Here is a 24,688-nt window from a genome sequence, read left to right as displayed (position 1 = left end):
CGGCGCGGGCAGCGCCGCGGCGAGCGCCGACCCGTCGGGCCAGGCGAGCGGCGCGGCCAGCGGGGCACCGTCGGCCGACCCGAGCTCGAGCGGGTCGCCGGCCGCCCCGCCGAGCACCGGAATCCTGCGCTCCGGCACGGCCCAGCTGGCGATCGTGGCCGGGCAGCCCGACGACGCCTACGACTTCGACAGCGGCCTGAAGCAGGTCGCCGGGGCCGACGCCACCGCGAGCGTCCTGGGCCTGTCCGCGGCCAACGGTGCCAAGTTCGCGGTGCTGCTCGGCGGCGACACGCCCTCGCTGGCCACCTGCACGGCGGTGCCGGAGACCGGCTGGACCCGCCAGATCGTCCTGGCGACGCTGGTGCCGGGCTCGAAGGTGTGCGTGCGCACGAGCGAGGGCCGCTACGCCTGGTTCATGACCCGGCCCGGCGAAGCGGTCCCCGGCGCGCTGTTCTCGGCGAACCTGGACTACATCGTCTACAAGAAGACGGGCGACTAGGGCTCGACGTCGGTGAAGTGCTCGACGCGGGGCGCGCCGTCGAAGTACGGCCCGATGAGCGCGCGCCACTGCGTGAACCGGTCGGTGGCGCGGAAGTTGTCCAGATGCGCGTCGACCGAGTCCCACTCGACGAGCAGCACGAATCGCGACGGGCTCTCGATGCCCCGGGTCATGCGCACCGAGCGCAGGCCCGGGGTGGTGGCGAGGATGTTGTGGGCCTTGCGGTACGCGGCGGCGAACTCGTCCTCGCGGCCTTCAAGCACGTCGATCAGTGCGACTTCCAGAACCATCCAGCTAGGGTAGACCGTGCTCGACTGGCTGACCTCTGCGGCGTTCCACGCGTTCGGGGCCCCCACCACCTGGGCCGAGCTGCTCGGATTCGCCAGCGGCCTGCTCACCGTCTATCTCGTCGTGCGCCAGCACATCGCGAACTGGCCGCTCGGGATCGCCAACGTCCTGCTCCTCATGGTCGCCTTCTGGCACGTCGGGCTCTACGGCGACGCCTGGCTGCAGGTCGTCTACGTCGTGCTCGGCTTCTACGGCTGGTGGGCTTGGCGCGCGGGCGCGCGGCAGCAGCAAGTGCGCACGACCACGCGGGCCGAGTGGGCCTGGCTCGCCGCCGCCGGGGTGCTGCTGACCGTGGCGCTGTGGTGGTACCTCCACCGCTTCACCGAGTCGACCGTGCCCTGGCCCGACGCCGCCACGACCGCGGTCTCGCTGCTGGCGACCTACGGCCAGACGCGGCGGCTGCTGGAGAGCTGGTGGCTGTGGATCGCCGTCGACGTCGTCTACGTCCCCCTCTACGGCTACAAGGACCTCTGGCTGACCGCGATCCTCTATCTGGTGTTCCTGGGCCTGTGTGTGGCGGGGCTGCGAGCGTGGCGGGCGCAGTGGTCCACGGCCTGATCGTCGGCAAGTTCTACCCGCCGCACGCGGGTCACCATCACCTCGTCGACTCGGCCGCGCGGGCCTGCGACGAGGTGACCGTGGTCGTCGCGCCGTCCACAGTGGAGTCGATCCCGCTGGCCGACCGGCTGGCCTGGCTGCGCGAGGTGCACGCGGCGAGCCCGCACGTGCGGTTCGCCGGCGTCTACGACGACCTGCCGATCGACTACGGGTCGGCGGACGCCTGGGAGGCCCACTGCGCCGTGTTCCGCGCGGCGGTGGGGGAGCGGCGGGTCGACAAGGTCTTCTCCTCCGAGCCGTACGGCGAGGAGCTGGCCCGCCGCTTCGACGCCGAGCACGTGCCGGTCGACCCGGCCCGCGCCGCCGTGCCGGTCTCCGGCACCGCTGTGCGCGCCGACCCAGTCGCCGGCTGGGCGTTCCTGGCCCCGCCGGTGCGTGCCTGGTTCGCCCGGCGGGTCGTGGTCGTCGGCGCGGAGTCCACCGGCACGACCACGCTGACCCGCGCCCTGGCCACGCACCTGCGCCTGCGCGGCGGCGCGTTCGCCACCACCGCCTGGGTCGAGGAGTACGGACGCACGCTGACCTCCCTCAAGATGGCCGATCTGGCGCCGGGTCAGGGGGTGGCGGACCTCGAGTGGACCCGCGCGGACTTCGTGACCGTCGCCCGCGAGCAGAACGCCGCCGAGGATGCCGCCGCCCGATCCGGCGGCCCCATTCTGCTGTGCGACACCGACAGTTTTGCCACGGCGATCTGGGAGGAGCGGTACCTGGGCAGCGCATCGTCAGCGGTCCGTGACGCCGCGCGACGCCCGCACCTGTACCTGCTGACGAGCGACGAGGGCGTGCCGTTCGCCGACGACGGCATGCGCGACGGCGAGCACCTGCGGGCCTGGATGACCGGCCGGTTCCGCGACGAGCTCGCCGCGCGCGGGGTGCCGTGGATCGAGCTGACCGGGCCCTTCCGCGCCCGCCTGTCCCGCGCCGTGCAGGCCTGCGACGAACTGCTCGCCCGGGGCTGGGACCTGGCGACGCCGCTGCTGCCGGCCGACCCCGGCAGAATTGTCGGGGGGTCCTGCTAACGTCCGCGCCATGGCGATCGGTTCCCACATCACCACCTTCGGCGGGCTTCCAGTGCGCAACTTCCGGCGCGGCGAGCGCCCCGGCGAGGTGGCCTGGCGCCTCTCGGTGGACTACGACGCGGACGAGGACCGCTTCGCCGAGGAGCTCGGACTGCTCCTCGACACCGTCGGCGGCGGCACGATCGAGGCCCTGGTCATGGGCGAGTGGGGCTCGCCCTACGAGAACCCGGCGCCGCTGCACCTGCTCATCGCCGCCCGCGACCGGCTGCCCCGCCTGCGGGCCCTCTTCGTGGGGGAGATGACCTACGAGGAGTGCGAGATCTCCTGGATCCACCACGGCGACATCTCGCCACTGCTGGCCGCGTTCCCGCGCCTGGAGATCCTTCGGATCCGCGGCTCCGAGGGCCTGCGGATGTCCCCGGTGCGCCATCGGCGGCTGCGGGAGCTGGCGGTCGAGGCCGGTGGGCTGCCGGCCGAGTTCGTCCGCGGCTTCGCCGACTCGTCGTTCCCGGCCCTGGAGGCGCTGGAGCTGTGGCTGGGCGTGCAGATGTACGGCGGCGACGCCACCGTCGCCGACCTCGCCCCGATCCTCAACGGGACCGAGCTGCCGGCCCTGCGCCGGCTGGCGCTGCGCAACGCCGAGATCGCCGACGATCTTGCCGGCGCCCTGGCCGGCGCGCCGGTGGTGGCCCGGCTGGAGGAGCTGGACCTGTCGCTGGGGGCGCTGTCCGACGCGGGCGCCGAGGCGCTGCTGCTCGGCCAGCCGCTCACTCACCTGCGGGCCCTGAACCTGTCCCACCACTTCATATCCGGCGAGTTCGCCTCCCGCTTCGGCGAGGAGCTGCCCGGGGTCCGGGTCGACGTCAGCGACGAGCAGGAGACCGACGACGGCGACCGCTACGTGTCGGTGACGGAGTAGCGGCGATGACCGCGCTGAGCGTCGTCGGGATCCGGGGCCACCGGCGGGTGGAGCTGTTCCGGGCCGCCGCGGTCGCGGCGGGGCTGGGCGAGCCGGCGTTCGTCGACTGGCGCGACGTGTGCGCCGGCGACTTCGCCCTCGCGCCGGGCTCCACGGTGCGGCTGGAGTCGCCGGGGGAGGACGCCGAGGTCGACCGGCTCCTGCGGGGCGCGCCGGCCCCGGCGGCGCACGGCGAGATCGTCGGCCTCGCCGCCTGGTATCGCGGGTTCCTCGCCGCCGCCCGCCGGGTCGCCGAGCGGGTCACCGGCCGGTTGCTCAACCCGGTCGACGACCTCGCCGTCCTGTTCGACAAGCGCCGTTGCCACGCCCGGCTGCGCGCGCACGGCGTGCCGGTCCCGGACGGGTTCGCCGCCGACGGCTACGCGCAGGTCCGCGACGCCGGATGGGGCCGCGTGTTCGTCAAGCCGGCCCACGGCAGCTCGGCCTCCGGCGTGGTCGCCCTCGCGATGCACCGCGGCCGGGTCAGCGCCTACACGTCGGCCGCGCTGGACGGCGGCCGGCTCTTCAACGAACTGCGGGTCCACCACTACACCGGCGAGCGGGAGGTGGCCGCGATCATCGACCGGCTCGGCGCCGACGGGCTGCACGTCGAGCGCTGGTTCCCGAAGGCGGACCACGCCGGGCGGGTGTTCGACCTGCGGGTCGTCGTCATCGCCGGGCGGGCCGCCCACGTGGTGGCCCGCACCAGCCGCACCCCGCTGACCAACCTGCACCTCGGCAACGCCCGCGGCGACCTGGCCGCGATCCGGGCCGCGGTGGGGCGGGAGCGCTGGGCGGCGGCGATGGCGACCTGCGAGCGGGCCGCGGCCTGCTTCCCGGACAGCCTGCACGTGGGCGTCGACCTGATGCTCGCGCCGGGGTTCGAGGAGGTGGCCGTGGCCGAGGTCAACGCGTTCGGCGACCTGCTACCGGGCCTGCTGGTCGACGGCCGCGACACCTACGCGGCCGAGGTGGCGGCGCTGCTGCGAACGCCCGCCGCGACCCGCGGGGCGGAGGTGGCGGCGCTGTGAAGTCGCTGCTGGGCAGCCACGACCTGCTGTTCGTCACGCTCGACACGCTGCGCTACGACGTCGCCGCCGAGCTGCTCGCCGCCGGCCGCACCCCCAACCTGGCCCGGGCGCTGCCGGGCGGGGCGTGGGAGCGGCGGCACACCCCGGCGTCGTTCACGTATGCGGCCCATCACGCCTTCTTCGGCGGCTTCCTGCCCACCCCGGTGAGGCCGGGCCCGCACGAGCGGGCGTTCGCGGCGAGGTTCCCGGGCAGCTCCACGATCGGCCCCGACACCTGGGTCTTCGAGGCGCCCGACGTGGTCACCGGGCTGCGCGCCGAGGGGTACCACACCATCTGCCTCGGCGGCGTCGGGTTCTTCGCCATGACCTCGCCGCAGGGCCGGGTCCTGCCCGCGCTGTTCGACGAGGCGCACTGGACCCCCGCGTTCGGCGTCACCAACCCGGCCTGCTTCGAGGCCCAGCTGGACAGGCTCGCCGAGGTCATGCCGCGCGACGAGCCGCTGTTCACGTTCGTCAACATCGCCGCGATGCACCAGCCGAACCGGCACTACCTGCCGGGCGCGGCGCAGGACGGGCCGGCCTCGCACGGGGCCGCGCTGGAGTACGTCGACGCGCACCTGCCGACCCTGCTGCGCCTGGTCACGTCCCGCGGCCGCCCGTGCCGGGTGATCCTGTGCAGCGACCACGGCACCGCCTACGGCGAGGACGGCCACACCGGGCACCGGATCGCCCACGAGGTCGTGTGGACCGTGCCCTACGCCGAGTTCACGCTGGAGGCGGGCGCATGGTGAATCTCGGCCCGCCGTATCAGGGGTACCTGTACGCGTATCCGCACAAGACCGCCTACCGCCCGCTCGACCCGCGCCCCCGGCTGGCCGACGTGTGGGCCGGCGAGGACACCGGCGCCCTGTTCCTCTACACGCACGTGCCCTTCTGCGAGATGCGCTGCGGCTTCTGCAACCTGTTCACCCGGGCCAACCCGCCGGAGGGGCACGCCACGGCCTACCTGGCCCAGCTGCGCCGGCAGGCCCGCCAAGTCGCCGAGGCGCTGCCCAGGGCCCGGTTCGCGCGGGCGGCGATCGGGGGCGGCACCCCGACGTACCTGACCGCGGCCGAGCTGACCGAGCTCTTCGACCTGCTGCAGGAGGCCGCCGGGCTCACGCGGGTGCCGACGTCGGTGGAGACGTCCCCGGCCACCGCCACCCCCGACCGGCTCGCGGTGCTGATGGAGCGCGGCGCCACCCGGATCAGCATCGGCGTGCAGAGCTTCCTCGACGCCGAGGCGCGCGCCGCCGGCCGGCCGCAGCGGCGCGCCGAGGTCGAGCGGGCGCTGGGCGCGATCCGGGCCGCCGGCCGCGCGGAGCTCAACATCGACCTGATCTACGGGATCCCGGGCCAGACCCGGCGGACGTGGGACGAGTCGCTGACCGCCGCGCTGGCCTGGGCCCCGGAGGAGCTGTACCTCTACCCGCTGTACGTCCGGCCGCTGACCGGCCTCGGACGGCGGGCCGACCCGGCCGGGAGCGACCCAGCCGGGAGCGACCCGGACTGGGACGCCCAGCGGCTCGCGCTCTACCGGCACGCGGCCGCCCGGCTCGCCGCCGAAGGGTACGAGCAGCTGTCGATGCGGCAGTTCCGGCGGGCCGGGGCGCCGGTCGATGGCCCGCAGTACTGCTGCCAGGACGACGGCATGGTGGGCCTCGGCTGCGGGGCGCGCTCCTACACCAGCGCGCTGCACTACTCGTTCGACTACGCGGTCGGGGTCCGGCCGGTGCGCGCCATCATCGAGGACTACCTGGCCCGTCCGGAGGACGACTTCGCCTTCGCCGAGGTCGGCTTCGCGCTGGACGGGGCCGAGCAGCGCCGCCGCTGGCTGCTCAAGTCGCTGCTGCGGGCCGAGGGGCTCGACGCCGGGCGGTACGCGGCCCGGTTCGGCACCGGCGTCGACGAGGACTTCCCGGCCCTGGCCCGGCTGCGCGACGCGGGATACGTCGACGGGCACCGGCTCACCGCGGAGGGTCTCGCGCACTCCGACGCGATCGGCCCGTGGCTGATCTCGGCCGGCGTCCGCGCGGCCATGGCGGGGCACGTGACGCGATGAGGATCCTCTACCGCGGCCCGCTCGCCAGCTGCAACTACGACTGCCCGTACTGCCCGTTCGCCAAGCGCCGCGACCCACCCGAGCTGCTGCGCGCGGACCGGGCGGCGCTGCGGCGGTTCGTCGACTGGGTGCGAGCCGCCGACGAGCCGATCGAGGTGCTGTTCACGCCCTGGGGTGAGGGGCTCACCCGATCGTGGTACCGCGAGGCGCTCGTCGAGCTGTCCCACCTGCCGCACGTGGGACGGGCCGCGATCCAGACGAACCTGTCCGGCCGGCTGGGCTGGGTCGCCGACGCGGATCGGTCGCGGCTGGCGCTCTGGTGCACGTACCACCCGGGCCAGACGACCCCGGAGCGCTTCCTGGCCGCGTGTGCCACCCTGCACCGCCACGGCGTGCGGCACTCGGTCGGCGTCGTCGGACTGCCGGAGCACCTCGGCCCGGCCAGGGAACTGAGGAGCCGGCTGCCACCCGAGGTGTACCTCTGGGTGAATGCGGCCGACGGGCACGCCTACACCGCCGAGGAGGAGGCGGCCTGGACCGCGCTCGACCCGCTCTTCGGCTACAGCGTCCGCCCGCACGCGTCCCTGGGCCGCGACTGCCGCACCGGCGACGAGGCGATCTCGGTCTTCGGCGACGGGACGGTCCGCCGCTGCCACTTCGTCGCCGAGCCGCTGGGCAACCTCTACGACGGCTCGTGGGCGGCCCGCCGGGGCCCGCGCCCGTGCCCGAAGGCGGCCTGCGACTGCCACATCGGCTACGTCCACCTGCGGACGCTGCCGCTGTACGAGGTGTTCGAGGGCGGCGTGCTGGAGCGGATCCCCGCCGGGATCAGGGCCGGCGGCCGATGAAGGCGAGCAGCCTGGTCTGCGGGTCGGCGTCGTCGGGGACGGCGACGGCCGGGCCGAACTGGCCGCTGGCGCGCATCGGTCCCTCCATCGGCCGCATGCCCTCCAGCATCTGCGCGCAGCGCTGCGGGTCGAGGCGCTCGTCCTGCCCGGTGGCCCGGGCCAGGTCCCAGGTGTGCAGGAACACGTCGGAGGTGTAGAAGGTCGCGATCGCCGCGGCCAGGGGCATCGTGCCGGTGTGCGGGTTGGAGAAGGCGACCGAGCCGATCGCCGGGTCGTCGAGGACGGCCTGGACGGCGGCGGTGTGCGCCCGCCAGGCCCCGGCCGGGTCCGACTCGACCGGCGGGCCGGCCGGTAGCTCGATCCCGGCCCCGGAGTGCAGGAAGGAGGGCAGCCACCCGACGAGGTGGCCGACGACGTCCCGGGCCGTCCAGCCCTCGCAGGGCGCCGGGGCGGACCAGTCGGTGGTGCCCTCGACGACCTGCGTGAAGCGGGCGGCGACGGCGCGGTGGTCATCCTGCGACGTGGGCATGGGTCCTCCTCGGCCGGCCCCCGGCGCGCGAGGCCATACTGTTCGGCATGGGTTACTTGATCGCGTTCGCGTCCCGGCGCCTGGTGGAGGACGAGTCGCTGACCCCGGGCTACGTGTACCACGACCCGGAGGACGCCACGCTCCCGGCCACCCCCGACGGCCGCCGGGCCAGCGGCTGGAACCTGCTGGTCGGCGACGAGACCGATGAGCAGCTGGCCGACGCGGGGGAGCTGCTCATGCCCGACCTGGAGTGGCTGGTGGAGCGCTACCCGGCGTTCGGCACGATCGTCAGCGCCGGCTCCGAGGGCCGCCAGTTCGAGTGGGACCCCGACGCCGGCCGCTACACCGACGTGGGGCCCTCCTCCTTCGAGGACTAGTAGTTGCCCGCCCGGCTGTGGTCCATCAGGGCGACGACGTTCTGCACGTACGTCCCGTTCGGATACGGCCCGCCGGGCTCCACGCCGACCGTGCCCCAGTTGTAGGCCGAGATGACCGGCTTGAGCAGCTCCGCGTTGGTCGCGATGTCGTAGTTCGCGTCCGCGTTGTTCTTGACCGCGATCTTGTCGCCGTAGTAGGCGATGAGCCAGGCCAGGTAGTTCGCGCCGCACATCACGTTGCCCGAGGGCTTGGTGCGGTCCCAGCTCTTGCCGAAGCGGTTGTTCACGAAGGTCTGCGTGGTGGGCATGATCTGCATGAGGCCCAGCCCGCCGTCGCAGGCCTTGATGTCGGACTGCCACCCGCTCTCCTGCTCCGCGATCGCGTAGAGCAGGCGGGCCGGCACCCGGATGTCGGCGTACTCCGCCTTGGTCGCCGTGCCCCAGAACGCGGTGCCCGCCGCCGTGTCGAGCAGGTCCCTGACGTCGGCCTTGGCCAGCTGGTTCGGCCCTCGGCTGGGCGTGCACCCGGCCGGTGTGGAGTGCTTGGGCGCGGGCGCCTGGGTGGTCAGCACGATCGTCGGCTTCTTCGACGGCGGCGGCTTGGTCGTCGTCGGCACCTTCGCGGGGCCGCTGCTGGCCAGCGCGGCCGGCGCCTCAGTGGTCGGCACCCCCGGCGCGGCCGACTGGACCGGCGTGGCCCAGTCCTTCGACTCCTTCGGCGCGGCCGCCACTGGGTTCTTGTCCTGGCCCTTGCCTTTGAGCATGGTGGCCATGACCCCACACCCGACCAGGACCACGGCCATGGCCACGCCGAGCAGGATCATGCCCCAGTGGCGCTTGGCCTTCAGTGGTGCCAGCTCGGCGGTGTCGTCCTCTTCGTAGAAGTCGTAGCTCATCGATACCCGTCTCCTCCCCCGTGCCTGGTCAGGCTACCCAGAAATAAGGACGTGGTCAGCCCCGTGTTTCGATGTACCGGAGCGCGAAGTCACATCCCCCGGAGCGGTCCACGGGCTTGCGGGGGTGCCTGGAACAATGGAGGTATGCAGACCCGCTCAGACCTCCGCAACGTGGCTATCGTCGCCCACGTCGACCACGGCAAGACCACCCTCGTCGACGCGATGTTGCGGCAGGCCGGCGCGTTCCACGCTCGCGCCGAGCTCACCGACCGGGTCATGGACTCGATGGACCTCGAGCGCGAGAAGGGCATCACCATTCTCGCCAAGAACACCGCTGTCCGGTACGTCCCGGGCGACGGCGGCGACCCGGTGACCATCAACATCATCGACACGCCCGGCCACGCCGACTTCGGTGGCGAGGTCGAGCGCGGCCTGACCATGGTCGACGGGGTCGTCCTGCTCGTCGACGCGAGCGAGGGGCCGCTGCCGCAGACCCGGTTCGTGCTGCGCAAGGCGCTCAAGGCCCGGATGCCGATCATCCTGGTGATCAACAAGGTGGACCGCCCCGACGCGCGGATCAAGGAGGTCGTGGACGAGACCTACGAGCTGTTCCTCGACCTCGACGCCGACGAGGAGCAGATCGAGTTCCCGATCGTCTACGCCTGCGCCCGCGACGGCATCGCCTCGGTGTCCCAGCCCAAGGACGGCACCATCCCCGAGGACAGCGACAGCCTGCAGCCGCTGTTCAGGACCCTGCTGGACTACATCCCGGCGCCCGCCTACGACGAGGCCGCCCCGCTGCAGGCCCACGTGACCAACCTCGACGCCTCGCCGTTCCTCGGCCGCCTGGCCCTGTGCCGGGTGCGCCAGGGCACGATCCGCAAGGGCCAGACGGTGGCCTGGTGCCGCGAGGACGGCGCGCAGACCTCGGTGCGCATCTCCGAGCTGCTCATGACCGAGGCGCTGGAGCGCAAGCCGGCCGAGCAGGCCGGGCCGGGCGACATCATCGCCGTGGCCGGCATCGCCGACATCATGATCGGCGACACCCTGGCCGACGCCGAGAACCCGATCGCGCTGCCCCGGATCACCGTCGACGAGCCGGCCATCTCCATGACCATCGGCACCAACACCTCGCCGCTGGCCGGCAAGGTGAAGGGGGCCAAGGTCACCGCCCGGCTGGTCAAGGACCGCCTGGAGCGCGAGCTGGTCGGCAACGTGTCGCTGCGCGTGCTGCCGACCGAGCGCCCCGACGCCTGGGAGGTGCAGGGCCGTGGCGAGCTGGCCCTGGCCATCCTGGTCGAGCAGATGCGCCGCGAGGGCTACGAACTCACCGTCGGCAAGCCGCAGGTGGTGACCCGCGAGATCAACGGCAAGGTGCACGAGCCGGTCGAGCGGCTCACGATCGACGCCCCGGAGGAGTACCTCGGCGCGATCACCCAGCTGCTGGCCACCCGCAAGGGGCGCATGGAGCAGATGGTCAACCACGGCACCGGCTGGATCCGCATGGAGTGGCTGGTCCCCGCGCGCGGCCTGATCGGCTTCCGCACCGAGTTCCTCACCGACACCCGCGGCACCGGCATCCTGCACCACGTGTTCGAGTCCTACGAGCCCTGGTTCGGCGAGCTGCGCACCCGCGCCACCGGCTCGCTGGTCGCCGACCGCGCGGGCGTCGCGACGCCGTTCGCGATGATGAACCTGCAGGAGCGCGGCTCGATGTTCGTGGAGCCCACCACCGAGGTGTACGAGGGCATGATCGTCGGGGAGAACTCCCGCGCCGACGACATGGACGTGAACATCACCAAGGAGAAGAAGCTCACGAACATGCGCTCGTCGGCCGCCGACGAGACGGAGAAGCTGATTCCGCCCCGCAAGCTGTCCCTGGAGCAGGCGCTCGAGTTCTGCCGCGAGGACGAGTGCGTGGAGATCACGCCGCAGGCCATCCGCATCCGGAAGGTCATGCTGGACCAGAAGGACCGCGAGCGCGTCGCGCGCAAGCGGGCGCACGCCTGATTGATTTCCCAGTTGTACGTCCTGTGCTCGGTCGAGCACAGGACGTACAACTTCAGTCCAGTGGGCGGCGGGGGCCGGGAAGTTCGGCAGGGGCGTAACGGCCCGACTCCATCGACCAGTCCAGGTTGCCGCGGATCCAGTGCACGAGGTCGGTGATCCCGATGATCGCCGCCTGGTCGGCCCAGTGCCGCGTCTCGAGCCGGTCGCGGGCCACCTGGAAGGCGATGACCTGCTCGTCATGCTCGGCGACGGCGGCCTGGACGGCCTCGTCCAGGCTGAGCCGGTGCTCGCGCTGCAGCGCGAAGACGATGTTGTGATGGTCGCCGACCGCCGCCTCCTTGGGCCACGAGATCAGGTCGTTGAAGATCCCGATCACGGTGCCGGCGGTCCGCCGGGCGGCGTCGAAGTCCGGGTCGCCGAGCAGGTCGGCGGGCAGCTCGACGCCGTGCATCGGCTCGATGAGGTCGAAGAACATGTCGGTGGCCGCGCTCTGGTGGCGCATCCGGCGGTACTCCTCCAGCAGCGGCGGCCGGTCGGCGGCCCGGTTGCCGGCCTCCCAGACCGTGCCGGCGAGGTAGTCCGCGACGTGCCCGACGAACCGCTCCCGCCATGCCGCCCCCACCCGCGGCTCGGTGCGCCGCCACACCTCGCCCAGCGCGGTGGCCAGCGGCCGGCCCAGCGTCGTGGCCAGGATCGGGGCCGGCTGCTGGTCGCGTAACAGGCGCACCACCTCGGCGACGGCCGCGCGGGCCGGCTCGGGGTCGCGCACCAGCGCCCGCTCCAGCAGGTCGTCGAGCACGAAGATGCTGATCAGCCAGGCCGTGGCCAGCCGCAGCTCGGGCTCGCCCGCGTCGGGGTGGGCGCGGGCCATGAGGTTGGCGAACCGGGCCTTGGCGAACGCCTGACGGGCGCCCGGCCGGTCCAGCAGGCCGTGCCGGGTCGCCCACTGCAGCGACCAGCGCTGCACGGCGTCCGCGTGCGGGGAGATCCGGGGCTGGAAAGGGCACAGTACCGACGGGGCAACGCTCAAACCCCGCTGTGTCATTTCGTGCAAGATGCATCACCCGCCCGGCCGTGGTACCCCATCCTCGCCCTGATTCGCGCTCAGCGCGAGTCCTGCTCAAGCATTAGTGAGCATTGTGTGTCTTGTCCGGTTGTGCTTTCTGTGCACGTGAATCCCGCCGCGACTTGACCAGCGACGCGACGGTGGTGATGGCAAGGGTGCCGATGATCACGGCGAGTGACAGCCCGATGCCGATGTGCGGCGCCCACTCGACAGGCTCCCCGCCGTTGATGAATGGCAGGTTGTTGTCCGCGAGCGCTTCGAGGAAGAGCTTCACGCCGATGAACCCGAGCACCACGGCGAGCCCGATGGACAGATACACCAGTCGATCAAGCAGGCCGCCGATCAGGAAGTACAGCTGCCGCAGTCCCATCAGCGCGAACACGTTCGCGGTGAACACCAGGTATGGCTCGGAGGTCAGCCCGAAGATCGCCGGGATCGAGTCGAGCGCGAAGATCAGGTCGGTGGTCCCGATCGCGATGAGCACCACGATCATCGGCGTCATGTGCAGGCGGCCGCGCTCGTCACGCGCCGTGAGCCGCGACTCGTGGTACTCGGGCGTCATCGGCAGCACCCGCCGCGACCAGCGGATCAGCGCGTTCTCCTTGAAGTCCGAATCTTCGGTCTCGCCCTGGAACGCGAGCTTGACCGCCGTGTAGACCAGGAACGCGGCAAAGATGTAGAAAACCCACGAGAAGCGGCTGATCGCCGCCGACCCCAGCGCGATGAACCCGCCGCGCATGATCAGCGCCAGCACAATGCCGATCAACAAGATCTTCTGCTGGAACTGCCGCGGCACCCTGAAGCGGGACAAGATGATCACGAAGACGAACAGGTTGTCGACCGACAGGCTGTACTCGGTCAGCCATCCGGCGTAGAACTCCCCGGCGAACGCCCCGCCCCACTTGGCGTACACGAACAGTCCGAACGCGAGCGCGAGGGCGACGTACACCGTGACCCAGATCGTGGACTCTTTGATGGACGGCTCATGAGGTCGGTGGGCCACGATCGCGAGATCGAACAGGAGGATTGCGCCCAGACCGACGAGAGTCGCTGTCCAGATCCAGCCGGCAACGTCCACGTGCAATAACCTCCGGTTGACACACCACAGGCCACGCCGACCCCTTAGGGACGCGTGGGCTGTGTAGTTGACACCGGAGGTCTCTTCCGCCACCCGCACTCGCCGGATGACCGACGGCGCCGGGTGCCGAGGCACCGTGCTGACGACGACCGTCGCGGGGGAATACTCCCCTCCTGTTGCTCGTCAACCATTGTCCATCAGGCCGTCACGTCCGGACGAGCGGGGGCGAAAAATTGTCGTACCCCACGTCTATCGTCCTGCTCGACACCGCATGACCGGGCGGTTCTTTCGCCGCTCACTCACGCATGGCCGTCGAGGGGAGACATCCGTGTATCGCCAAGGTGACGTTCTGTTGGTCCCCGTGCCCGGCACGCAGCTACCCGCAACCGCCGTGCCCGCCCCGCGCGACCGCACCGGCCGCATGATCCTGGCCCGCGGCGAGGCCACCGGCCACGCCCACGTCATCGTCGGCCCGGACACCGCCCTGCTGACCATCCCCGACGACCCCGCCAGCCTCTTCGTGAAGATCGCCACCCGCGCCCACGTGGTCCACGAGGAGCACGGGCCGATCACCATCCCGGCGGGGACCTACCGCGTGGTCCGGCAGCGCGAGTACATCCCCGGCGCCTACCGGTACGTGGCCGACTGATGAGCGCCGTGCCCGCCGACCTCCACCGATGCGATCGGCGCATCGTTCCCGCGGCCCCTCGTCGCATCGTCCGCCGGCGCGGGTGCGCGCCCGGCGCCTACCGGAATGTGGCTGACCGATGACTACCCCCTCCACTCCCGAGTCGCGGGCCGCGGCCCTCGGCGCCGTCTCCGCGAAGTGGCTGGCCGCCGGCCTGTCCACCGCCCCGGCCGACCGGGCCGCGGCCACCGAGGCGGCCCGCCTGGCGTACCGCTCGGCCGGCCTCCCCGAGCCCCGCCACGTGGTGTGGTTCGCCTCCCCGCTGGCCGCCGCCCGCGCCGCCGCCCTGCTCACCGGCCGCCGCGGCCTGCCCGGCGACGCGCCCGACCCCGCCGACGAGGCCATCGCCGCCGAGCTACGCGCCCAGGGCTGCCCGCCGGTGAGCGGCAGCGCCGGCCCTTCGGTGCGCAACGCGGTCCGCACCGCCCCGTGGGCCGCGGCCCGCGCCGAGGCCCACACCCTGCTCGGCCCGGACGGCTGGGCCGCCCTGTGGTCCGCCTGCGCCGCCGACGTCTGGGGCCTGGTCAACGACCGCATCGCGACCCCGCTGCGCACCCACCTGCGCGGCGAGCTGCCCGCCCACGCCCGCGCCGTCCTGCTCGACGCCGTCGGCGGCCAGCACGACGCGGGCTGGCTCGCCGCCTTCGACGCCGCCACCCCGCCCCCGGCGGCGGCGTCGCCCGGTGCTGCGCCGGCCGAGGCCGTCCCGTCCTGGTCGGCGGGTCCGTCGCCGTCGGGCTCCGCTGCCGCGGCGGTGTCGGTTGTTTCGTCCCCGCCGGCGGCCGCTCCCATGGACTTCAGCGCCGGCCCGGCCGGGGCCGTTCGGGCGGGCGCGCCTGCTCCCGGCGGGCCGGTGCGGCCGTCGTCGCCGGTTGGTGCGTTCGGGTCGGGCGGCGGCGCGGCCCTGCACGCCGTGCAGCTCCTGGCCGGCCTGGCCGGGGTGGCCCGCTCGTCCTCGTGGTGGTGGCCGTATGCGAACGTCGCGATCCTCACCGACCGGCCCGACGCCCTGCACCGCGACAACCTCGGCCGCCTGCACGCCGCCGACACCCCGGCCTTGCACTACAGCGACGGGTATGCCATCCACGCCTGGCGCGGCATGCCGATCCCCTCGGACCTTGTCGACCGGCTGTCCCGCCTGACCCACCGCGAGATCGCCAAGGAGCGCAACGCCGAGCTGCGCCGGGTGATGCTGGAACACTTCGGGTACGAACGATATGTCCGCGAGGCCGGCGCCCGCCGGGTCGCCGAGGACGAGACCGGCGTCCTGTGGCGCGTGACATTCACCGACGACGAGCCCCTGGCCATGGTCGAGGTCGTGAACAGCACCCCGGAGCCGGACGGCACGAGCCGGGTGTACTGGCTGCGCGTGCCCCCGCAGACCCGCACCGCCCGCGAGGGCGTGGCCTGGACCTTCGGCCTGACGGAGGACGAGTACCGGCCGCTGGTCCAGACTTGATGACGGCCGCCCCCGATTTCGGACCCGGATCACGCGAACCATCGAGGAGGAGCCCATGACGACCCTGCCGAACCGCCCGAACACCGCGCTGCTCGTCATCGACGTGCAGAACGGCACCGTGAACGGCAGCCACAACCGCGACACCGTGATCGCCAACATCAACACCCTGCTGGACAAGGCCCGCGCCGAGCAGGTGCCGGTGGTGTGGGTCCAGCACAACGACGAGCACCTGCCGCGCGACTCCGACGCCTGGCAGTACGTCCCGGAGCTCACCCGCCTCGACTCCGAGCCCCTGGTCCACAAGTGCTACCTCGACTCCTTCGAGGACACCGACCTCGAGTCCCACCTGTCCGCCGGCGGCGTCGGCCGCCTGATCGTCACCGGCGCCCAGACCGACGCCTGCATCCGTTCGACCCTGCACGGCGCCCTGGTCCGTGGGTACGACGCCATCCTGGTCGGCGACGCTCACACGACCGAGGACCTGAGCCAGTGGGGCGCCCCGGCACCCGAGCAGGTCGTCGCCCACACCAACCTGTCCTGGGGCTGGCAGGCCGCCCCCGGTCGCAAGGGCGGCACGGTCGAGACCAAGGACGTCACCTTCACCGACTGACCGCGCCGCGTCGCCCGCCCGTCGCCCCGGAGCGACCTGTTGCCCGGGCCAGCACCCGGCCCCGCCCGGGCCAGCACCCGGCCCCGCCCGGGCCAGCACCCGGCCCCGCCCGGGCCAGCGCCGGTCCTGCCCGGTCCGGGCCAGTGCCGGTCCGGCGCGTGCCGGGATGTCGCCGGTCCTGCGGCTCGGGGTGGCGGCCGAGGCCCGGCCGGGCAGGGGGTCAGGTCAGGTCAGGGTGGTCAGGTCGAGGCTGTGCCACTGCACGGCGCCGCCGCTGCGGGTCTGCCACCACAGCATGTTCTGGTTGGCCCGCACGGCGCCGACGCCATCGGTGATCGCCACGGTCCGATCGCGCACGAGGTCGTAGAGGACGAGTCGCCACGGCGAGCTCGCGGCGGCCGGGTCCTGGGCCTGGAGAAGGGGCTCGAAGCGGTCCAGCCGGGCCACGTCGGGCACGGCCGCGGTCACCGTCCCGGCGCCGATCCGGCGGCGGTCGGTGCCGTCGGTGCGGACCATGTCGTACAGGGCCACCTGGTCCGAGCCGGTGGTCACCACGGCCCGGCACCAGACCGGTTCGCAGGCCAGCTGCTCCGCGGCCGCGCCCACGACGGTCCGGCGGGCGCCGGTCTCCAGGTCGAGCAGCTGCTGCGGGCCCTTCACGCCGGGGATAGTGCGCGCCCAGGGCCACGTCGAGAGCCGGTACTCGCCGTCCAGCCGCCGCACGCCGACGGCGCCGCCGCCGATCGGTACCGACCTGATCTCGGTGACCGCACCAGCGTCTCGGGTTGTTGTGGTGCCCGTGGCGGCCCAGTAGAGGTGGTCGTCGGCGATGACCAGGTCGTCCTCCGAGCCGAAGAAGGTGGCCGCGCCGACGTCACCGGGCGGCACGATCTGGGTGGCGGCGCCGTCGGGGGACAGCGGGGCCCGCCAGAACCCGGTCTCGGTGGCGGCGGCCGTGGTGGACTCGGCCCAGTAGACGTGGTCGGCAGTGTGGGTGAAGCCGAAGAACTGCGGGTACAGCGTGGCGTCGACCCGGCGTAGCTCGCGCTCGCCCGCGGTGGTGCGCAGCAGCAGGCGTTGGGCGGCGTGATCCGGGGTGGGGGCGGTGCCCAGGGAGACGTCCGGGGTGACGTACAGCAACGGCAGGAAGTCGGTGCCGTCCGCCAGCCGGGCCGGGGTGTCGATCACGGCCGCGGCCGGCCAGGCCGTGCGGAGCGAGGGCAGCGAGGGGGTCGCGGCCGGGGTGCCGGGCGGGCTCGGGGCGAGGACGAGCCACGCGCCCACGGTCAGCGCCGCGGCCAGGGAGGTTCGGGACAGCGTTCGGGAGCCAAGCCGCCTCACCCGCCGACGGTAGCAACTCGGGAGCTCCGGGCCCGCGGGCATCGCACGGCGCTGTCGGGGAGGCCCGAGGTGTCACATGGTGCTGTCGGGGAGGCGGGGGAGGCGGACCTCGGCGCGGATGCCCGGGCGGGCGTCGTTCAGCCGGACCGTGCCGCCGTGGCGGCGTACCAGTTCGCGGACGATGGCCAGGCCCAGGCCGCTGCCGCCGGCGTCCCTGGCGCGGCCGTCGTCCAGCCGGGCGAAACGGTCGAAGACGCGTTCGCGGAGGGGGGCCGGGATGCCCTCGCCGTCGTCGGTGACCGTGACGAGGACCTCGGACTGGCCCTCGGGGACCACGGCCAGGGTCACGGCGGTGTGGGCGTGCCGCACAGCGTTGTCGACGAGGTTCAGCACCACGCGCAGGAGCGCGTCCGGCTCGCCCTCGGCCCAGAGGGACTCGCCCGGCTCCACGGTGACCCTGTCGTAGCGCTTGGCCAGCGAGTTCAGCAGCGTGCGCAGCTCGACGGGCTCCCGGGCGACGCGGCGGGCGTCCGAGGCGTCGGCGCGGGCCAGCAGTAGGAGGTCGTCGACGAGGCGGGTCAGGCGGTCGAGGTCGGCGATGATCTCGTCGGCGACCGAGGGCCAGTCGTCGAGCTTCTGGGCGACCTCGATCTGGATCCGGATGGAGGCGAGCGGGCTGCGCAGCTCGTGGGCGGCGTCGGCGATGAAGGAGCGCTGGCGGGCGCGGGAGACGGCCAGGCGGTCGAGCATGTGGTTGAGGGTGATGGCCAGGCGTTGGATCTCGTCCGAGGACGGGGGGACCGGCAGGCGCTCGTCGGTGGCGGCGCCGGTGATCCGCTCGGCGCCCAGGCGCAGGCGGTCGACGGGGGAGAGGGCGGCGCCGACGACCCGCCAGGCGATCAGGACCAGGACGAGGACCAGCGCGGGGTACGTCACCCACAGCGCGTTGCGCAACAGCTCCAGGCTGCGGTGGTAGTCGCCCAGCGGCACGCCGACCAGGATGATCCGGCCGCCGGGGACCTGCCGGGCGGTGACCCGCAGCGTGTCGGGCTGCACGGCGCGGTCGCCCGGGACCTCGATCCGCTCGCCGTCCAGTGCGCGGTCGACCTCGGTGCCGCGTAGCAGCGGTACCAGAAGATCGGCACTCGAGTCGCCGGCGATGACGCTGCGCCCCTGGGAATCGAGGATCTGCACGATCTGGTTGGAGGGGGCCGGCAGCGTCTCGGGCAGCCGGCCGCCCTCTTCGAGCAGCGCGGCCATCTCGGTCGCGGTGGCGTCGGCGGAGCGGTCGAGGGAGCCGCGGAAGCTGTACGTCATGGCCGTCGCCATGGCCACGCCGGCGATCGCCAGCCCGACGATGAGCCCGCTGGTACCGAGCAGGACCAGCCGGCCCCGCAGCGAGAGGGAAGCCCACCACTTCATTGGCGGAGCCGATATCCGGCGCCGCGGACGGTCTCCAGCAGATCGCGGCCGAGCTTGCGCCGCAGGTAGCCGACGTAGACCTCGACGGCGTTCGGGGCGGTGTCGATGCTGGCGTCCCACACGTGGTCGAGCAGCTCGGTCTTGGAGACCACCTGGCCGGGGCGGCGCATGAGGTACTCCAGCAGCGCGTACTCCCGCGCTGTGAGCACGATCTCCTCGCCGCCGCTGGTCACCCGGCGCCGGGCCGGGTCCAGGCTCAGGTCACCGACAGTGAGCACGCTGGGACGCTCCGGCGCGCCGCGGCGCAGCAGGGCCCGGAGCCGGGCGACGAGCACGACGTACGAGAACGGCTTGGTCAGGTAGTCGTCGGCGCCGCAGTCGAGGCCGTCGGCCTGGTCGTACTCCCCGTCCTTGGCCGAGAGCATGAGCACCGGGACCCAGTTCTTCTCGGCCCGCAGGGTCTGCACGACGCGGTAGCCCGACAGCCCGGGCAGCATGATGTCGAGGATCACCGCGTCGTAGCCGCCGTGTCTGGCCATCTCCAGGCCGTTCGGGCCGTCGCCGGCCACGTCCACGGCGAAGCCCTCCGCCTGCAGGCCCCGCTGCAGCGCGTGGGCCATTCGCATCTCGTCCTCAACCACCAGCAGCCGCACGAGTAACAGCGTGGCATGCTCGGCTGTGCTCCGGCACAGACGGTCTCAGCGATGTCACAGCCGGACCCGAGCAACATGGTCGGCAGGAGGTGTACCAATGTCCAACTTCACGTCCCGCCCCGTCCTTCGGTGGGCGGTGCCCGCGGCAGCTGCGGTCGCTGTGGTCGGTGCTGGCGTGGCAGCGAAGACCCTCGCCGTCGCCGCCGAGCCCGACCTGCCGCCGCGCACCGCCGCGCAGCTGCTCGTCGACCTGCAGACCGCCCGCCTCGACGGGCTGTCCGGCACGGTGGTGGAGCGAGCCGATCTCGGACTGCCGGCGATCCCGCTGCTGACCGGCGACCAGAGCGCCAAGCTCTCGTCGCTGGTGGCCGGCAAGCACACCCTGCGCGTGTGGTACTCGGGCCCCGACAAGGCCAGGGTGTCGCTGCTGGGCACGCAGGGGCAGAGCGACATCATTCACAATGGCAACGACACCTGGATCTGGGACAGCCAGGCCAAGGAGGCGCAGCACTTCACCGGCTCGCCGCAGGACGGTGACAAGCCGGGCGCCCGCCCGACGCCGACCGACCTGCCGACGTCGCCGCAGGAGGCCGCCGACCTGGCGCTCAAGGCGATCGACTCGACGACCCAGGTCACGACCGGCAACTCGGCGAGGATCGCCGGCCGCAACGCCTACGAGCTGGTCCTGCGGCCGCGGGACACCGCGTCGCTGGTCGGCGAGGTGCGGCTGGCCATCGACGCCCAGGAGAAGCTGCCGCTGCGGGTGCAGGTGCTGCCCCGCGGCACCGCGAACCCGGCCTTCGAGGTCGCGTTCACCCAGGTGAGCTTCACCCGCCCGGACAACGCCGAGTTCGCGTTCAACCCGCCGGCCGACACCAAGGTCACCGAGGGCAACGACGCGGTCAAGGCGGCGCAGGGGCAGGAGCAGGAGCAGCAGCACGCCGGGGCCACCGGCGAGAAGCCGAAGACCGCGGTCGTCGGCACCGGCTGGACCTCGGTCCTGGTGCTGCGGTCCTCCGGTGCCGGGGCGGGCGCGAACGCGGACGAAGCCAAGAAGGCGCAGGACGCGATCGGTCAGCTGCCCGCCGGCAACGGCGGCCGCACGTTCAACAGCAAGCTGGTGAGCGTGCTGTTCACCGACGACGGCCGGGTGCTCATCGGCTCGGTCACGCCGGAGAAGCTGACCCAGGTGGCCGCCGACCCGGCCGCGCAGCTCAAGTAGGCAAGAAGGTCAAGTGAGCGGGTGGGGGCTCACGGCTGGGAGGGGACCGCGGCGACGTCGCGGTCCCTTTCCGCGTTGCGGTGCCGGTGCGCCCGGGCGAGGGTGGCGACGGAGTACATGTCCCGCGCCCGCCGCAGCAGCGCCTCCTCCGTGGCCGTGTCCTGGCGCACCGTGAAGCCGACGGTGCTGTACGCCAGCGCCGAGAGCAGCACGCCGGCGAGCACGCAGACCGGCACGAGCATTGCGAAGAGTGTGACGCCGGACACCGGCTCGGCCGGCGGGGCCGGCTCGATGCGCACCGACGCCATGACCGCATAGTGCGTGCTGCACACGGTGATCGCCATGATCGTCGCGGCGCACACCATCGCCCCGGTCCCGCGGATGACGGCGGCGCACCACAGGGTCACGGTCGCCCCGACGATCGCCGCGGCCGCCGCGGCCATCAGGATCCACGGCTCGTACTCGATCCTCCCGGTCAGCCGCATGGACAGCGGCCCGGTGGCGTAGACGGCGACCAGGCCGAGCCCGGTGAACAGCCCGGCCGGCAGGATCTTCCATGGGCTCGGCCGGCCGAAGCCGGCGACGTAGAGCCCCAGGCAGTAGACGATCACGGCGATGCCGAGCCCGAGTGCCGTGGTGGCGACGTCGTACCGCACGGCGCCCACCGGCACGTCGAGGCCCAGCATCGCCATGAAGTGCGGCACCCAGGTCCCGGTGCCCCCGATGGCGACGGCTGACAGGGTCAGCCACCGGGCCCGGCTGCCGCCGCTGGACGCCCGGGAGCGGCTGGCCAGGAACGTCCCGAGCAGGCAGCCCAGGAATGCCAGGGCGAGGGCCAGGGTGGGCGTAATCCAGCCATATGCGAACTGCTCAACCGCGGTCACGAGGGTCGATTCAGCCAGCTCTCACCGGCCGTGGAACGGACAACCTGTGCGAAACCGTCAGCCCGCCCACGCGTTGAGGGTCTGCTGCTGCTCCCGGCTCGGCCCGACGTCGATCCAGGTGCGCGGGGCCTCGATCTCTTCCAGCTCGACGCGCTCCTCCGGCCGGACCCGGTTCGGCAGCTCCCCGAACCGGGCGTGACGCAGGAACGCGAGCTCGTCGTCGGTGAAGCGCTCCTCCACGCACCGATCCTCCCGCGTCACCGGCGAGAATGACAAGCATGAACAGTGCCGGGCGGGGCCAGGTCATGCGGTACCGAATCATGCGCAACGACCTGCACGAGCGCGTCAAGACCGTCGATGACCTGGCCGTGCTCGACCTCGGGGTGCCCAACGTGCCGGCCGGCTCGGCCCGCCAGGCCCTCGCCGCGCGCTGCATCGACCCGCTCGGCGGCGGACTGGTGCTGGCCTGGTCCACTCGCGGCGCCCCGCACCTGCACCGCTCGGCCGACCTGCCGGGGCTGGCCGCCGCGCTGTGGCCGCTCAGCGACGCCGACGCCGCGGCCCGTTTCGCCACCAACCAGCTGCCGAAGGAGGCAGGCGAGCTCGGCATCGAGGCCTTCCGGGCCACGGCGGCCGCCCTGCGGGAGGTGGTCACGCGGCCGACGGCGAAAGGCGAGGTGAGCCGCGGGGTCAGCGACCGGGTGCCGGCCGAGCTCACGTACGACTGCAAGGTCTGCCGGTCCCGCCACATCTCCGGCGGTCTGTTCCAGCTGTGCGGCCCGGCCGGCGGCGTCCGGCTCGACGAGGACGCGGCCAAGACCGTCCTGCTCCCGGCCGACCCGCGCCCGCCGATCCCCGCCGAGGCCGCCGGCACCGCCGAGTTCGTCCGCGCCTACCTGCGGCTGCTCGGGCCGGCGACGCCGGGGGACGCGGCCAAGTACCTCGGGACGAGCGTCAGCGCGCTGAAGACGGTCTGGCCCGGCGGCCTGGCCGAGGTCTCGGTCGACGGGCGCAGGGCGTGGCTGCCGGAGGAGGATCTCGGCGCGCTGCTGGCCGCGCCGCCGGTGCGCGGGGTGCGGCTGCTGCCGCCGTCCGACCCCTTCCTGCAGGCGCGCGACCGCGCCCTCCTCGTGCCGGACACGTCGCAGGCGAAGGAGGTCTGGCGAATCCTGGGCAACCCCGGGGTCGTGCTCGCGGACGGGGACCTCGCGGGGACGTGGCGGGCCCGGGCGGTACGTAAGCGGCTGGAAGTGACAGTGTCGCTGTGGCGCCCGGTGGACCCGGCGGCCCTGGAAGCGGAGGCCGAGACCGTCGCGGCGGTCCGCGGGCTGGCCGGGGCTAGTCTCGGAACGCATGAGGCTTGATCCGGTCGGACGTCTGCTGAAGCTGCCCGCCGCGCTGACGGGCCGGGTCAGGGTCACGCGGGCCATCCCGATCCGGATGCGCGACGGCGTCATCCTGCGGGCCGACCACTACGGCCCGGCCCTGGACGCCGAGGTGCCCACGGTGATGGTGCGCACCCCCTACGGCCGCGGCGCGCCGGTCAGCCTCCTGTGCCGGGCGGTCGCGCAGCGCGGCTTCAACGTGTTCATCCAGTCCTGCCGCGGCACGAGCGACTCCGGCGGCACCTTCGAGCCGCTGCTGCAGGAGCGCGAGGACGGCCTCGACTCGCTGGACTGGCTGCGCTGCCAGCCGTGGTACGACGGCCGCCTGCTCACCTACGGCCCGAGCTACGTCGGCTTCGTGCAGTGGGCGCTGGCCGCCGAGGCCGGCGACGAACTCAAGGCGATGGCCACCATCGTCACCGCCTCCGACTTCGGCCCGCCCACCTACGCCGGCGGAGCCTTCTCCCTCGACACGGTGCTCACCTGGTCGGCGCTGCTCGACGCCCAGCGCGGCCGCCGCCTCGACAACGTGGTCGAGCTGCTGCGCGGCCAGCCCCGCTTGCAGCGCGGCCTGGCCCGGGTGCCGATGGCCGAGGCCGACCGGGTCACCACGGGCAACGAGATCGAGTACTTCCAGCGCTGGCTGGCCGAGGCCGACCCCACCTCGCCCTACTGGACCGAGCGCGGGCACGCCCATCGCCTGCCCAACGTCACCGCGCCGGTCCTGATGATCGGCGGCTGGTACGACATCTTTCTCCCGTGGCAGCTCGCCGACTACGCGGCGCTGCGGGCGGCGGGGCAGCAGCCGTACCTCACCATCGGCCCCTGGCACCACGGCAGCGCCGGGCTGTTCCAGCAGTCGGCGGCCGAGGCGGTGGCCTGGTTCCGGGCCCACACCGGCGGCCCCGAGACCATCCGCGAGCGCCCGGTGCGGGTCCACGTCGGGGGCGCCGACGGCTGGCACGAGCTGTCCGACTGGCCGCCGCCGAAGAGCCAACCCCAGCAGTGGTACGCCGGGCCCTCCGCCACCCTGTCCGAGAAGCCCGCCGCCGAGGGGGAGACCCTCGCCTCCTTCGTCTACGACCCGAAGGACCCGACGCCGGCCGTGGGCGGCCCGCGCCTGGTCGGCAAGATCGCCGGCCGCCGCGACAACCGCGCGCTGGAGGCCCGGCCCGACGTGCTGACCTTCACCTCGGCCCCGCTCGCCGAGCACCTCGACATCGTCGGCCCGATCCACGCCGAGGTCTTCGTCCGGGCCACGCTGCCGCACTTCGACGTCTTCGTCCGGCTCTGCGAGGTCGACGAGCAGGGCCGCTCCTGGAACATCTGCGACGGCCTGGCCCGCACGACCGACCACCGCGACGCGGCCGACCCCATCCGTGTCGAGCTGTGGCCCGCCGCGCACCGTTTCGCCACCGGCCGCCGGATCCGGCTGCAGATCAGCGGCGGCGCCCACCCTCGTTTCTCCCGCAACCCCGGCACCGGCGCCCCGCTGGGCCATGAGGTGGAGCTGCGGCCGGTCCGCCAGGAGATCCTGGGCGGCACCTCGATCACGCTGCCGTCTGCGCCCTGACACTGTCACGAACGCATCTTGACAGTGTTGTGGTGACAGTGTCAAGATGGGTGCATGGCCGAAACCAATTGGA

At 73.0% G+C, this 24,688-nt stretch carries 26 protein-coding genes; 16 read left to right on the top strand and 10 right to left on the bottom strand.

All coding sequences use genetic code 11. From position 1 onward, the window contains the following. On the top strand, positions 1 to 499 hold a 499-nt coding region (locus tag ABD352_RS36390), incomplete at its 5' end, for a hypothetical protein (RefSeq protein WP_344617080.1). Here ABD352_RS36390 and ABD352_RS36385 read toward each other — a convergent pair. Then, positions 496 to 789: an antibiotic biosynthesis monooxygenase family protein gene (locus tag ABD352_RS36385; RefSeq protein ID WP_344617079.1), complete on the bottom strand. Its 294-nt coding sequence runs from the start codon at positions 787 to 789 to the stop codon at positions 496 to 498. The genes ABD352_RS36390 and ABD352_RS36385 overlap by 4 nt on opposite strands. A 16-nt stretch (positions 790 to 805) precedes the next feature. On the opposite strand from ABD352_RS36385, the gene pnuC reads away from it, so the two are divergent. The 7 genes from pnuC to ABD352_RS36350 are packed head-to-tail and all read left to right on the top strand — an operon-like array spanning position 806 to position 7,422. Further along, positions 806 to 1,405, top strand: coding sequence for a nicotinamide riboside transporter PnuC (gene pnuC, locus ABD352_RS36380; RefSeq protein WP_344617078.1), 600 nt, complete (start codon positions 806 to 808; stop codon positions 1,403 to 1,405). Further along, entirely contained in the window at positions 1,378 to 2,484 is a 1,107-nt protein-coding gene (locus ABD352_RS36375) for an AAA family ATPase (RefSeq protein WP_344617077.1), read from the top strand. Before pnuC ends, ABD352_RS36375 begins: the two co-directional genes overlap by 28 nt. Before the next feature lie 10 nt (positions 2,485 to 2,494). Next, the gene (locus ABD352_RS36370; protein WP_344617076.1) at positions 2,495 to 3,403 is read left to right on the top strand and encodes an STM4015 family protein; all 909 of its coding nucleotides are present in this window, start codon (positions 2,495 to 2,497) and stop codon (positions 3,401 to 3,403) included. Between the two features lie 5 nt (positions 3,404 to 3,408). Beyond that, positions 3,409 to 4,473: an STM4014 family protein gene (locus ABD352_RS36365; protein WP_344617075.1), complete on the top strand. Its 1,065-nt coding sequence runs from the start codon at positions 3,409 to 3,411 to the stop codon at positions 4,471 to 4,473. Continuing rightward, on the top strand, positions 4,470 to 5,264 hold the full coding sequence (locus ABD352_RS36360; protein ID WP_344617074.1) for an STM4013/SEN3800 family hydrolase: 795 nt from the start codon (positions 4,470 to 4,472) through the stop codon (positions 5,262 to 5,264). Before ABD352_RS36365 ends, ABD352_RS36360 begins: the two co-directional genes overlap by 4 nt. After that, positions 5,258 to 6,574: an STM4012 family radical SAM protein gene (locus ABD352_RS36355; RefSeq protein ID WP_344617073.1), complete on the top strand. Its 1,317-nt coding sequence runs from the start codon at positions 5,258 to 5,260 to the stop codon at positions 6,572 to 6,574. The genes ABD352_RS36360 and ABD352_RS36355 overlap by 7 nt, the downstream gene beginning before the upstream one ends. Beyond that, positions 6,571 to 7,422, top strand: coding sequence for an STM4011 family radical SAM protein (locus ABD352_RS36350; protein WP_344617072.1), 852 nt, complete (start codon positions 6,571 to 6,573; stop codon positions 7,420 to 7,422). The genes ABD352_RS36355 and ABD352_RS36350 overlap by 4 nt, the downstream gene beginning before the upstream one ends. On the opposite strand, the gene ABD352_RS36345 is transcribed toward ABD352_RS36350, so the two are convergent. Further along, positions 7,403 to 7,951 carry a TIGR03086 family metal-binding protein gene (locus ABD352_RS36345; RefSeq protein ID WP_344617071.1) on the bottom strand — a complete coding sequence of 183 codons (549 nt, stop codon included), beginning with the start codon at positions 7,949 to 7,951 and terminating at the stop codon, positions 7,403 to 7,405. The two genes, ABD352_RS36350 and ABD352_RS36345, sit on opposite strands and share 20 nt — an antisense overlap. 47 nt (positions 7,952 to 7,998) lie before the next feature. On the opposite strand from ABD352_RS36345, the gene ABD352_RS36340 reads away from it, so the two are divergent. Next, positions 7,999 to 8,328 carry a hypothetical protein gene (locus ABD352_RS36340; RefSeq protein ID WP_344617070.1) on the top strand — a complete coding sequence of 110 codons (330 nt, stop codon included), beginning with the start codon at positions 7,999 to 8,001 and terminating at the stop codon, positions 8,326 to 8,328. Here the strand turns inward: ABD352_RS36340 and ABD352_RS36335 are convergent. Further along, positions 8,325 to 9,224, bottom strand: a complete 900-nt coding sequence (locus tag ABD352_RS36335) for a transglycosylase SLT domain-containing protein (RefSeq protein ID WP_344617069.1) — start codon at positions 9,222 to 9,224, stop codon at positions 8,325 to 8,327. The two genes, ABD352_RS36340 and ABD352_RS36335, sit on opposite strands and share 4 nt — an antisense overlap. Positions 9,225 to 9,368: 144 nt before the next feature. On the opposite strand from ABD352_RS36335, the gene typA reads away from it, so the two are divergent. After that, positions 9,369 to 11,234, top strand: coding sequence for a translational GTPase TypA (gene typA, locus ABD352_RS36330; protein WP_344617068.1), 1,866 nt, complete (start codon positions 9,369 to 9,371; stop codon positions 11,232 to 11,234). Between the two features lie 52 nt (positions 11,235 to 11,286). Here the strand turns inward: typA and ABD352_RS36325 are convergent, their stop codons facing one another. Next, positions 11,287 to 12,279, bottom strand: a complete 993-nt coding sequence (locus tag ABD352_RS36325; RefSeq protein ID WP_344617067.1) for a terpene synthase family protein — start codon at positions 12,277 to 12,279, stop codon at positions 11,287 to 11,289. A gap of 82 nt (positions 12,280 to 12,361) precedes the next feature. Beyond that, the gene (locus tag ABD352_RS36320) at positions 12,362 to 13,378 is read right to left on the bottom strand and encodes a TerC family protein (protein WP_344617066.1); all 1,017 of its coding nucleotides are present in this window, start codon (positions 13,376 to 13,378) and stop codon (positions 12,362 to 12,364) included. Positions 13,379 to 13,739: 361 nt separating this feature from the next. On the opposite strand from ABD352_RS36320, the gene ABD352_RS36315 reads away from it, so the two are divergent. From ABD352_RS36315 to ABD352_RS36305, 3 genes are all read left to right on the top strand, one after another. After that, positions 13,740 to 14,027: a hypothetical protein gene (locus tag ABD352_RS36315; RefSeq protein ID WP_344617089.1), complete on the top strand. Its 288-nt coding sequence runs from the start codon at positions 13,740 to 13,742 to the stop codon at positions 14,025 to 14,027. 118 nt (positions 14,028 to 14,145) lie between these two features. Then, entirely contained in the window at positions 14,146 to 15,525 is a 1,380-nt protein-coding gene (locus ABD352_RS36310; RefSeq protein WP_344617065.1) for a DUF6745 domain-containing protein, read from the top strand. 55 nt (positions 15,526 to 15,580) lie between these two features. Continuing rightward, positions 15,581 to 16,135: an isochorismatase family protein gene (locus ABD352_RS36305; protein WP_344617064.1), complete on the top strand. Its 555-nt coding sequence runs from the start codon at positions 15,581 to 15,583 to the stop codon at positions 16,133 to 16,135. A gap of 225 nt (positions 16,136 to 16,360) precedes the next feature. On the opposite strand, the gene ABD352_RS36300 is transcribed toward ABD352_RS36305, so the two are convergent. From ABD352_RS36300 to ABD352_RS36290, 3 genes are all read right to left on the bottom strand, one after another. Beyond that, positions 16,361 to 17,476 (bottom strand): hypothetical protein, encoded by a 1,116-nt coding sequence (locus tag ABD352_RS36300; protein WP_344617063.1) that lies wholly within the window; start codon positions 17,474 to 17,476, stop codon positions 16,361 to 16,363. 72 nt (positions 17,477 to 17,548) lie between these two features. Beyond that, positions 17,549 to 18,898 (bottom strand): ATP-binding protein, encoded by a 1,350-nt coding sequence (locus ABD352_RS36295; protein WP_344617062.1) that lies wholly within the window; start codon positions 18,896 to 18,898, stop codon positions 17,549 to 17,551. After that, on the bottom strand, positions 18,895 to 19,551 hold the full coding sequence (locus tag ABD352_RS36290; RefSeq protein ID WP_344617061.1) for a response regulator transcription factor: 657 nt from the start codon (positions 19,549 to 19,551) through the stop codon (positions 18,895 to 18,897). Before ABD352_RS36290 ends, ABD352_RS36295 begins: the two co-directional genes overlap by 4 nt. A gap of 97 nt (positions 19,552 to 19,648) precedes the next feature. Here ABD352_RS36290 and ABD352_RS36285 point away from each other — a divergent pair, with 97 nt between their 5' ends. Continuing rightward, positions 19,649 to 20,773 (top strand): LolA family protein, encoded by a 1,125-nt coding sequence (locus ABD352_RS36285; protein WP_344617060.1) that lies wholly within the window; start codon positions 19,649 to 19,651, stop codon positions 20,771 to 20,773. Positions 20,774 to 20,802: 29 nt separating this feature from the next. Here the strand turns inward: ABD352_RS36285 and ABD352_RS36280 are convergent, their stop codons facing one another. Together ABD352_RS36280 and ABD352_RS36275 are read right to left on the bottom strand one after the other, a co-directional pair. Further along, positions 20,803 to 21,657 carry an MHYT domain-containing protein gene (locus ABD352_RS36280; protein WP_344617059.1) on the bottom strand — a complete coding sequence of 285 codons (855 nt, stop codon included), beginning with the start codon at positions 21,655 to 21,657 and terminating at the stop codon, positions 20,803 to 20,805. A gap of 57 nt (positions 21,658 to 21,714) precedes the next feature. After that, a complete protein-coding gene (locus tag ABD352_RS36275) occupies positions 21,715 to 21,897 on the bottom strand; it encodes a hypothetical protein (RefSeq protein ID WP_344617058.1) in 183 nt (60 codons plus the stop codon). 38 nt (positions 21,898 to 21,935) lie between these two features. Between ABD352_RS36275 and ABD352_RS36270 the strand changes: the two genes are divergently transcribed. Both ABD352_RS36270 and ABD352_RS36265 read left to right on the top strand, forming a co-directional pair. Next, complete coding sequence (locus ABD352_RS36270; protein WP_344617057.1) at positions 21,936 to 23,021, top strand: winged helix DNA-binding domain-containing protein; 1,086 nt, start codon at positions 21,936 to 21,938, stop codon at positions 23,019 to 23,021. Then, entirely contained in the window at positions 23,011 to 24,615 is a 1,605-nt protein-coding gene (locus tag ABD352_RS36265) for a CocE/NonD family hydrolase (RefSeq protein WP_344617056.1), read from the top strand. The genes ABD352_RS36270 and ABD352_RS36265 overlap by 11 nt, the downstream gene beginning before the upstream one ends. Positions 24,616 to 24,688: the final 73 nt, after the last annotated feature.

The sequence above is a fragment of the Dactylosporangium salmoneum genome, from assembly GCF_039532525.1.
GTDB lineage: Bacteria > Actinomycetota > Actinomycetes > Mycobacteriales > Micromonosporaceae > Dactylosporangium > Dactylosporangium salmoneum.
Note: the sequence above shows the minus strand (reverse complement) of the source record. Positions and strands in the feature narration are given on the sequence as shown.

Coding starts and splice junctions, on each gene's coding strand:
- ABD352_RS36370 (WP_344617076.1), top strand. CDS start 2,495: ATGGCGATCGGTTCCCACATCACCACCTTCGGCGGGCTTCCAGTGCGC.
- ABD352_RS36325 (WP_344617067.1), bottom strand. CDS start 12,279: ATGACACAGCGGGGTTTGAGCGTTGCCCCGTCGGTACTGTGCCCTTTC.
- ABD352_RS36365 (WP_344617075.1), top strand. CDS start 3,409: ATGACCGCGCTGAGCGTCGTCGGGATCCGGGGCCACCGGCGGGTGGAG.
- ABD352_RS36295 (WP_344617062.1), bottom strand. CDS start 18,898: ATGAAGTGGTGGGCTTCCCTCTCGCTGCGGGGCCGGCTGGTCCTGCTC.
- ABD352_RS36335 (WP_344617069.1), bottom strand. CDS start 9,224: ATGAGCTACGACTTCTACGAAGAGGACGACACCGCCGAGCTGGCACCA.
- ABD352_RS36285 (WP_344617060.1), top strand. CDS start 19,649: ATGTCCAACTTCACGTCCCGCCCCGTCCTTCGGTGGGCGGTGCCCGCG.
- ABD352_RS36385 (WP_344617079.1), bottom strand. CDS start 789: ATGGTTCTGGAAGTCGCACTGATCGACGTGCTTGAAGGCCGCGAGGAC.
- typA (WP_344617068.1), top strand. CDS start 9,369: ATGCAGACCCGCTCAGACCTCCGCAACGTGGCTATCGTCGCCCACGTC.
- ABD352_RS36305 (WP_344617064.1), top strand. CDS start 15,581: ATGACGACCCTGCCGAACCGCCCGAACACCGCGCTGCTCGTCATCGAC.
- ABD352_RS36345 (WP_344617071.1), bottom strand. CDS start 7,951: ATGCCCACGTCGCAGGATGACCACCGCGCCGTCGCCGCCCGCTTCACG.
- ABD352_RS36340 (WP_344617070.1), top strand. CDS start 7,999: ATGGGTTACTTGATCGCGTTCGCGTCCCGGCGCCTGGTGGAGGACGAG.
- ABD352_RS36265 (WP_344617056.1), top strand. CDS start 23,011: ATGAGGCTTGATCCGGTCGGACGTCTGCTGAAGCTGCCCGCCGCGCTG.
- ABD352_RS36310 (WP_344617065.1), top strand. CDS start 14,146: ATGACTACCCCCTCCACTCCCGAGTCGCGGGCCGCGGCCCTCGGCGCC.
- ABD352_RS36350 (WP_344617072.1), top strand. CDS start 6,571: ATGAGGATCCTCTACCGCGGCCCGCTCGCCAGCTGCAACTACGACTGC.
- ABD352_RS36355 (WP_344617073.1), top strand. CDS start 5,258: ATGGTGAATCTCGGCCCGCCGTATCAGGGGTACCTGTACGCGTATCCG.
- ABD352_RS36270 (WP_344617057.1), top strand. CDS start 21,936: ATGAACAGTGCCGGGCGGGGCCAGGTCATGCGGTACCGAATCATGCGC.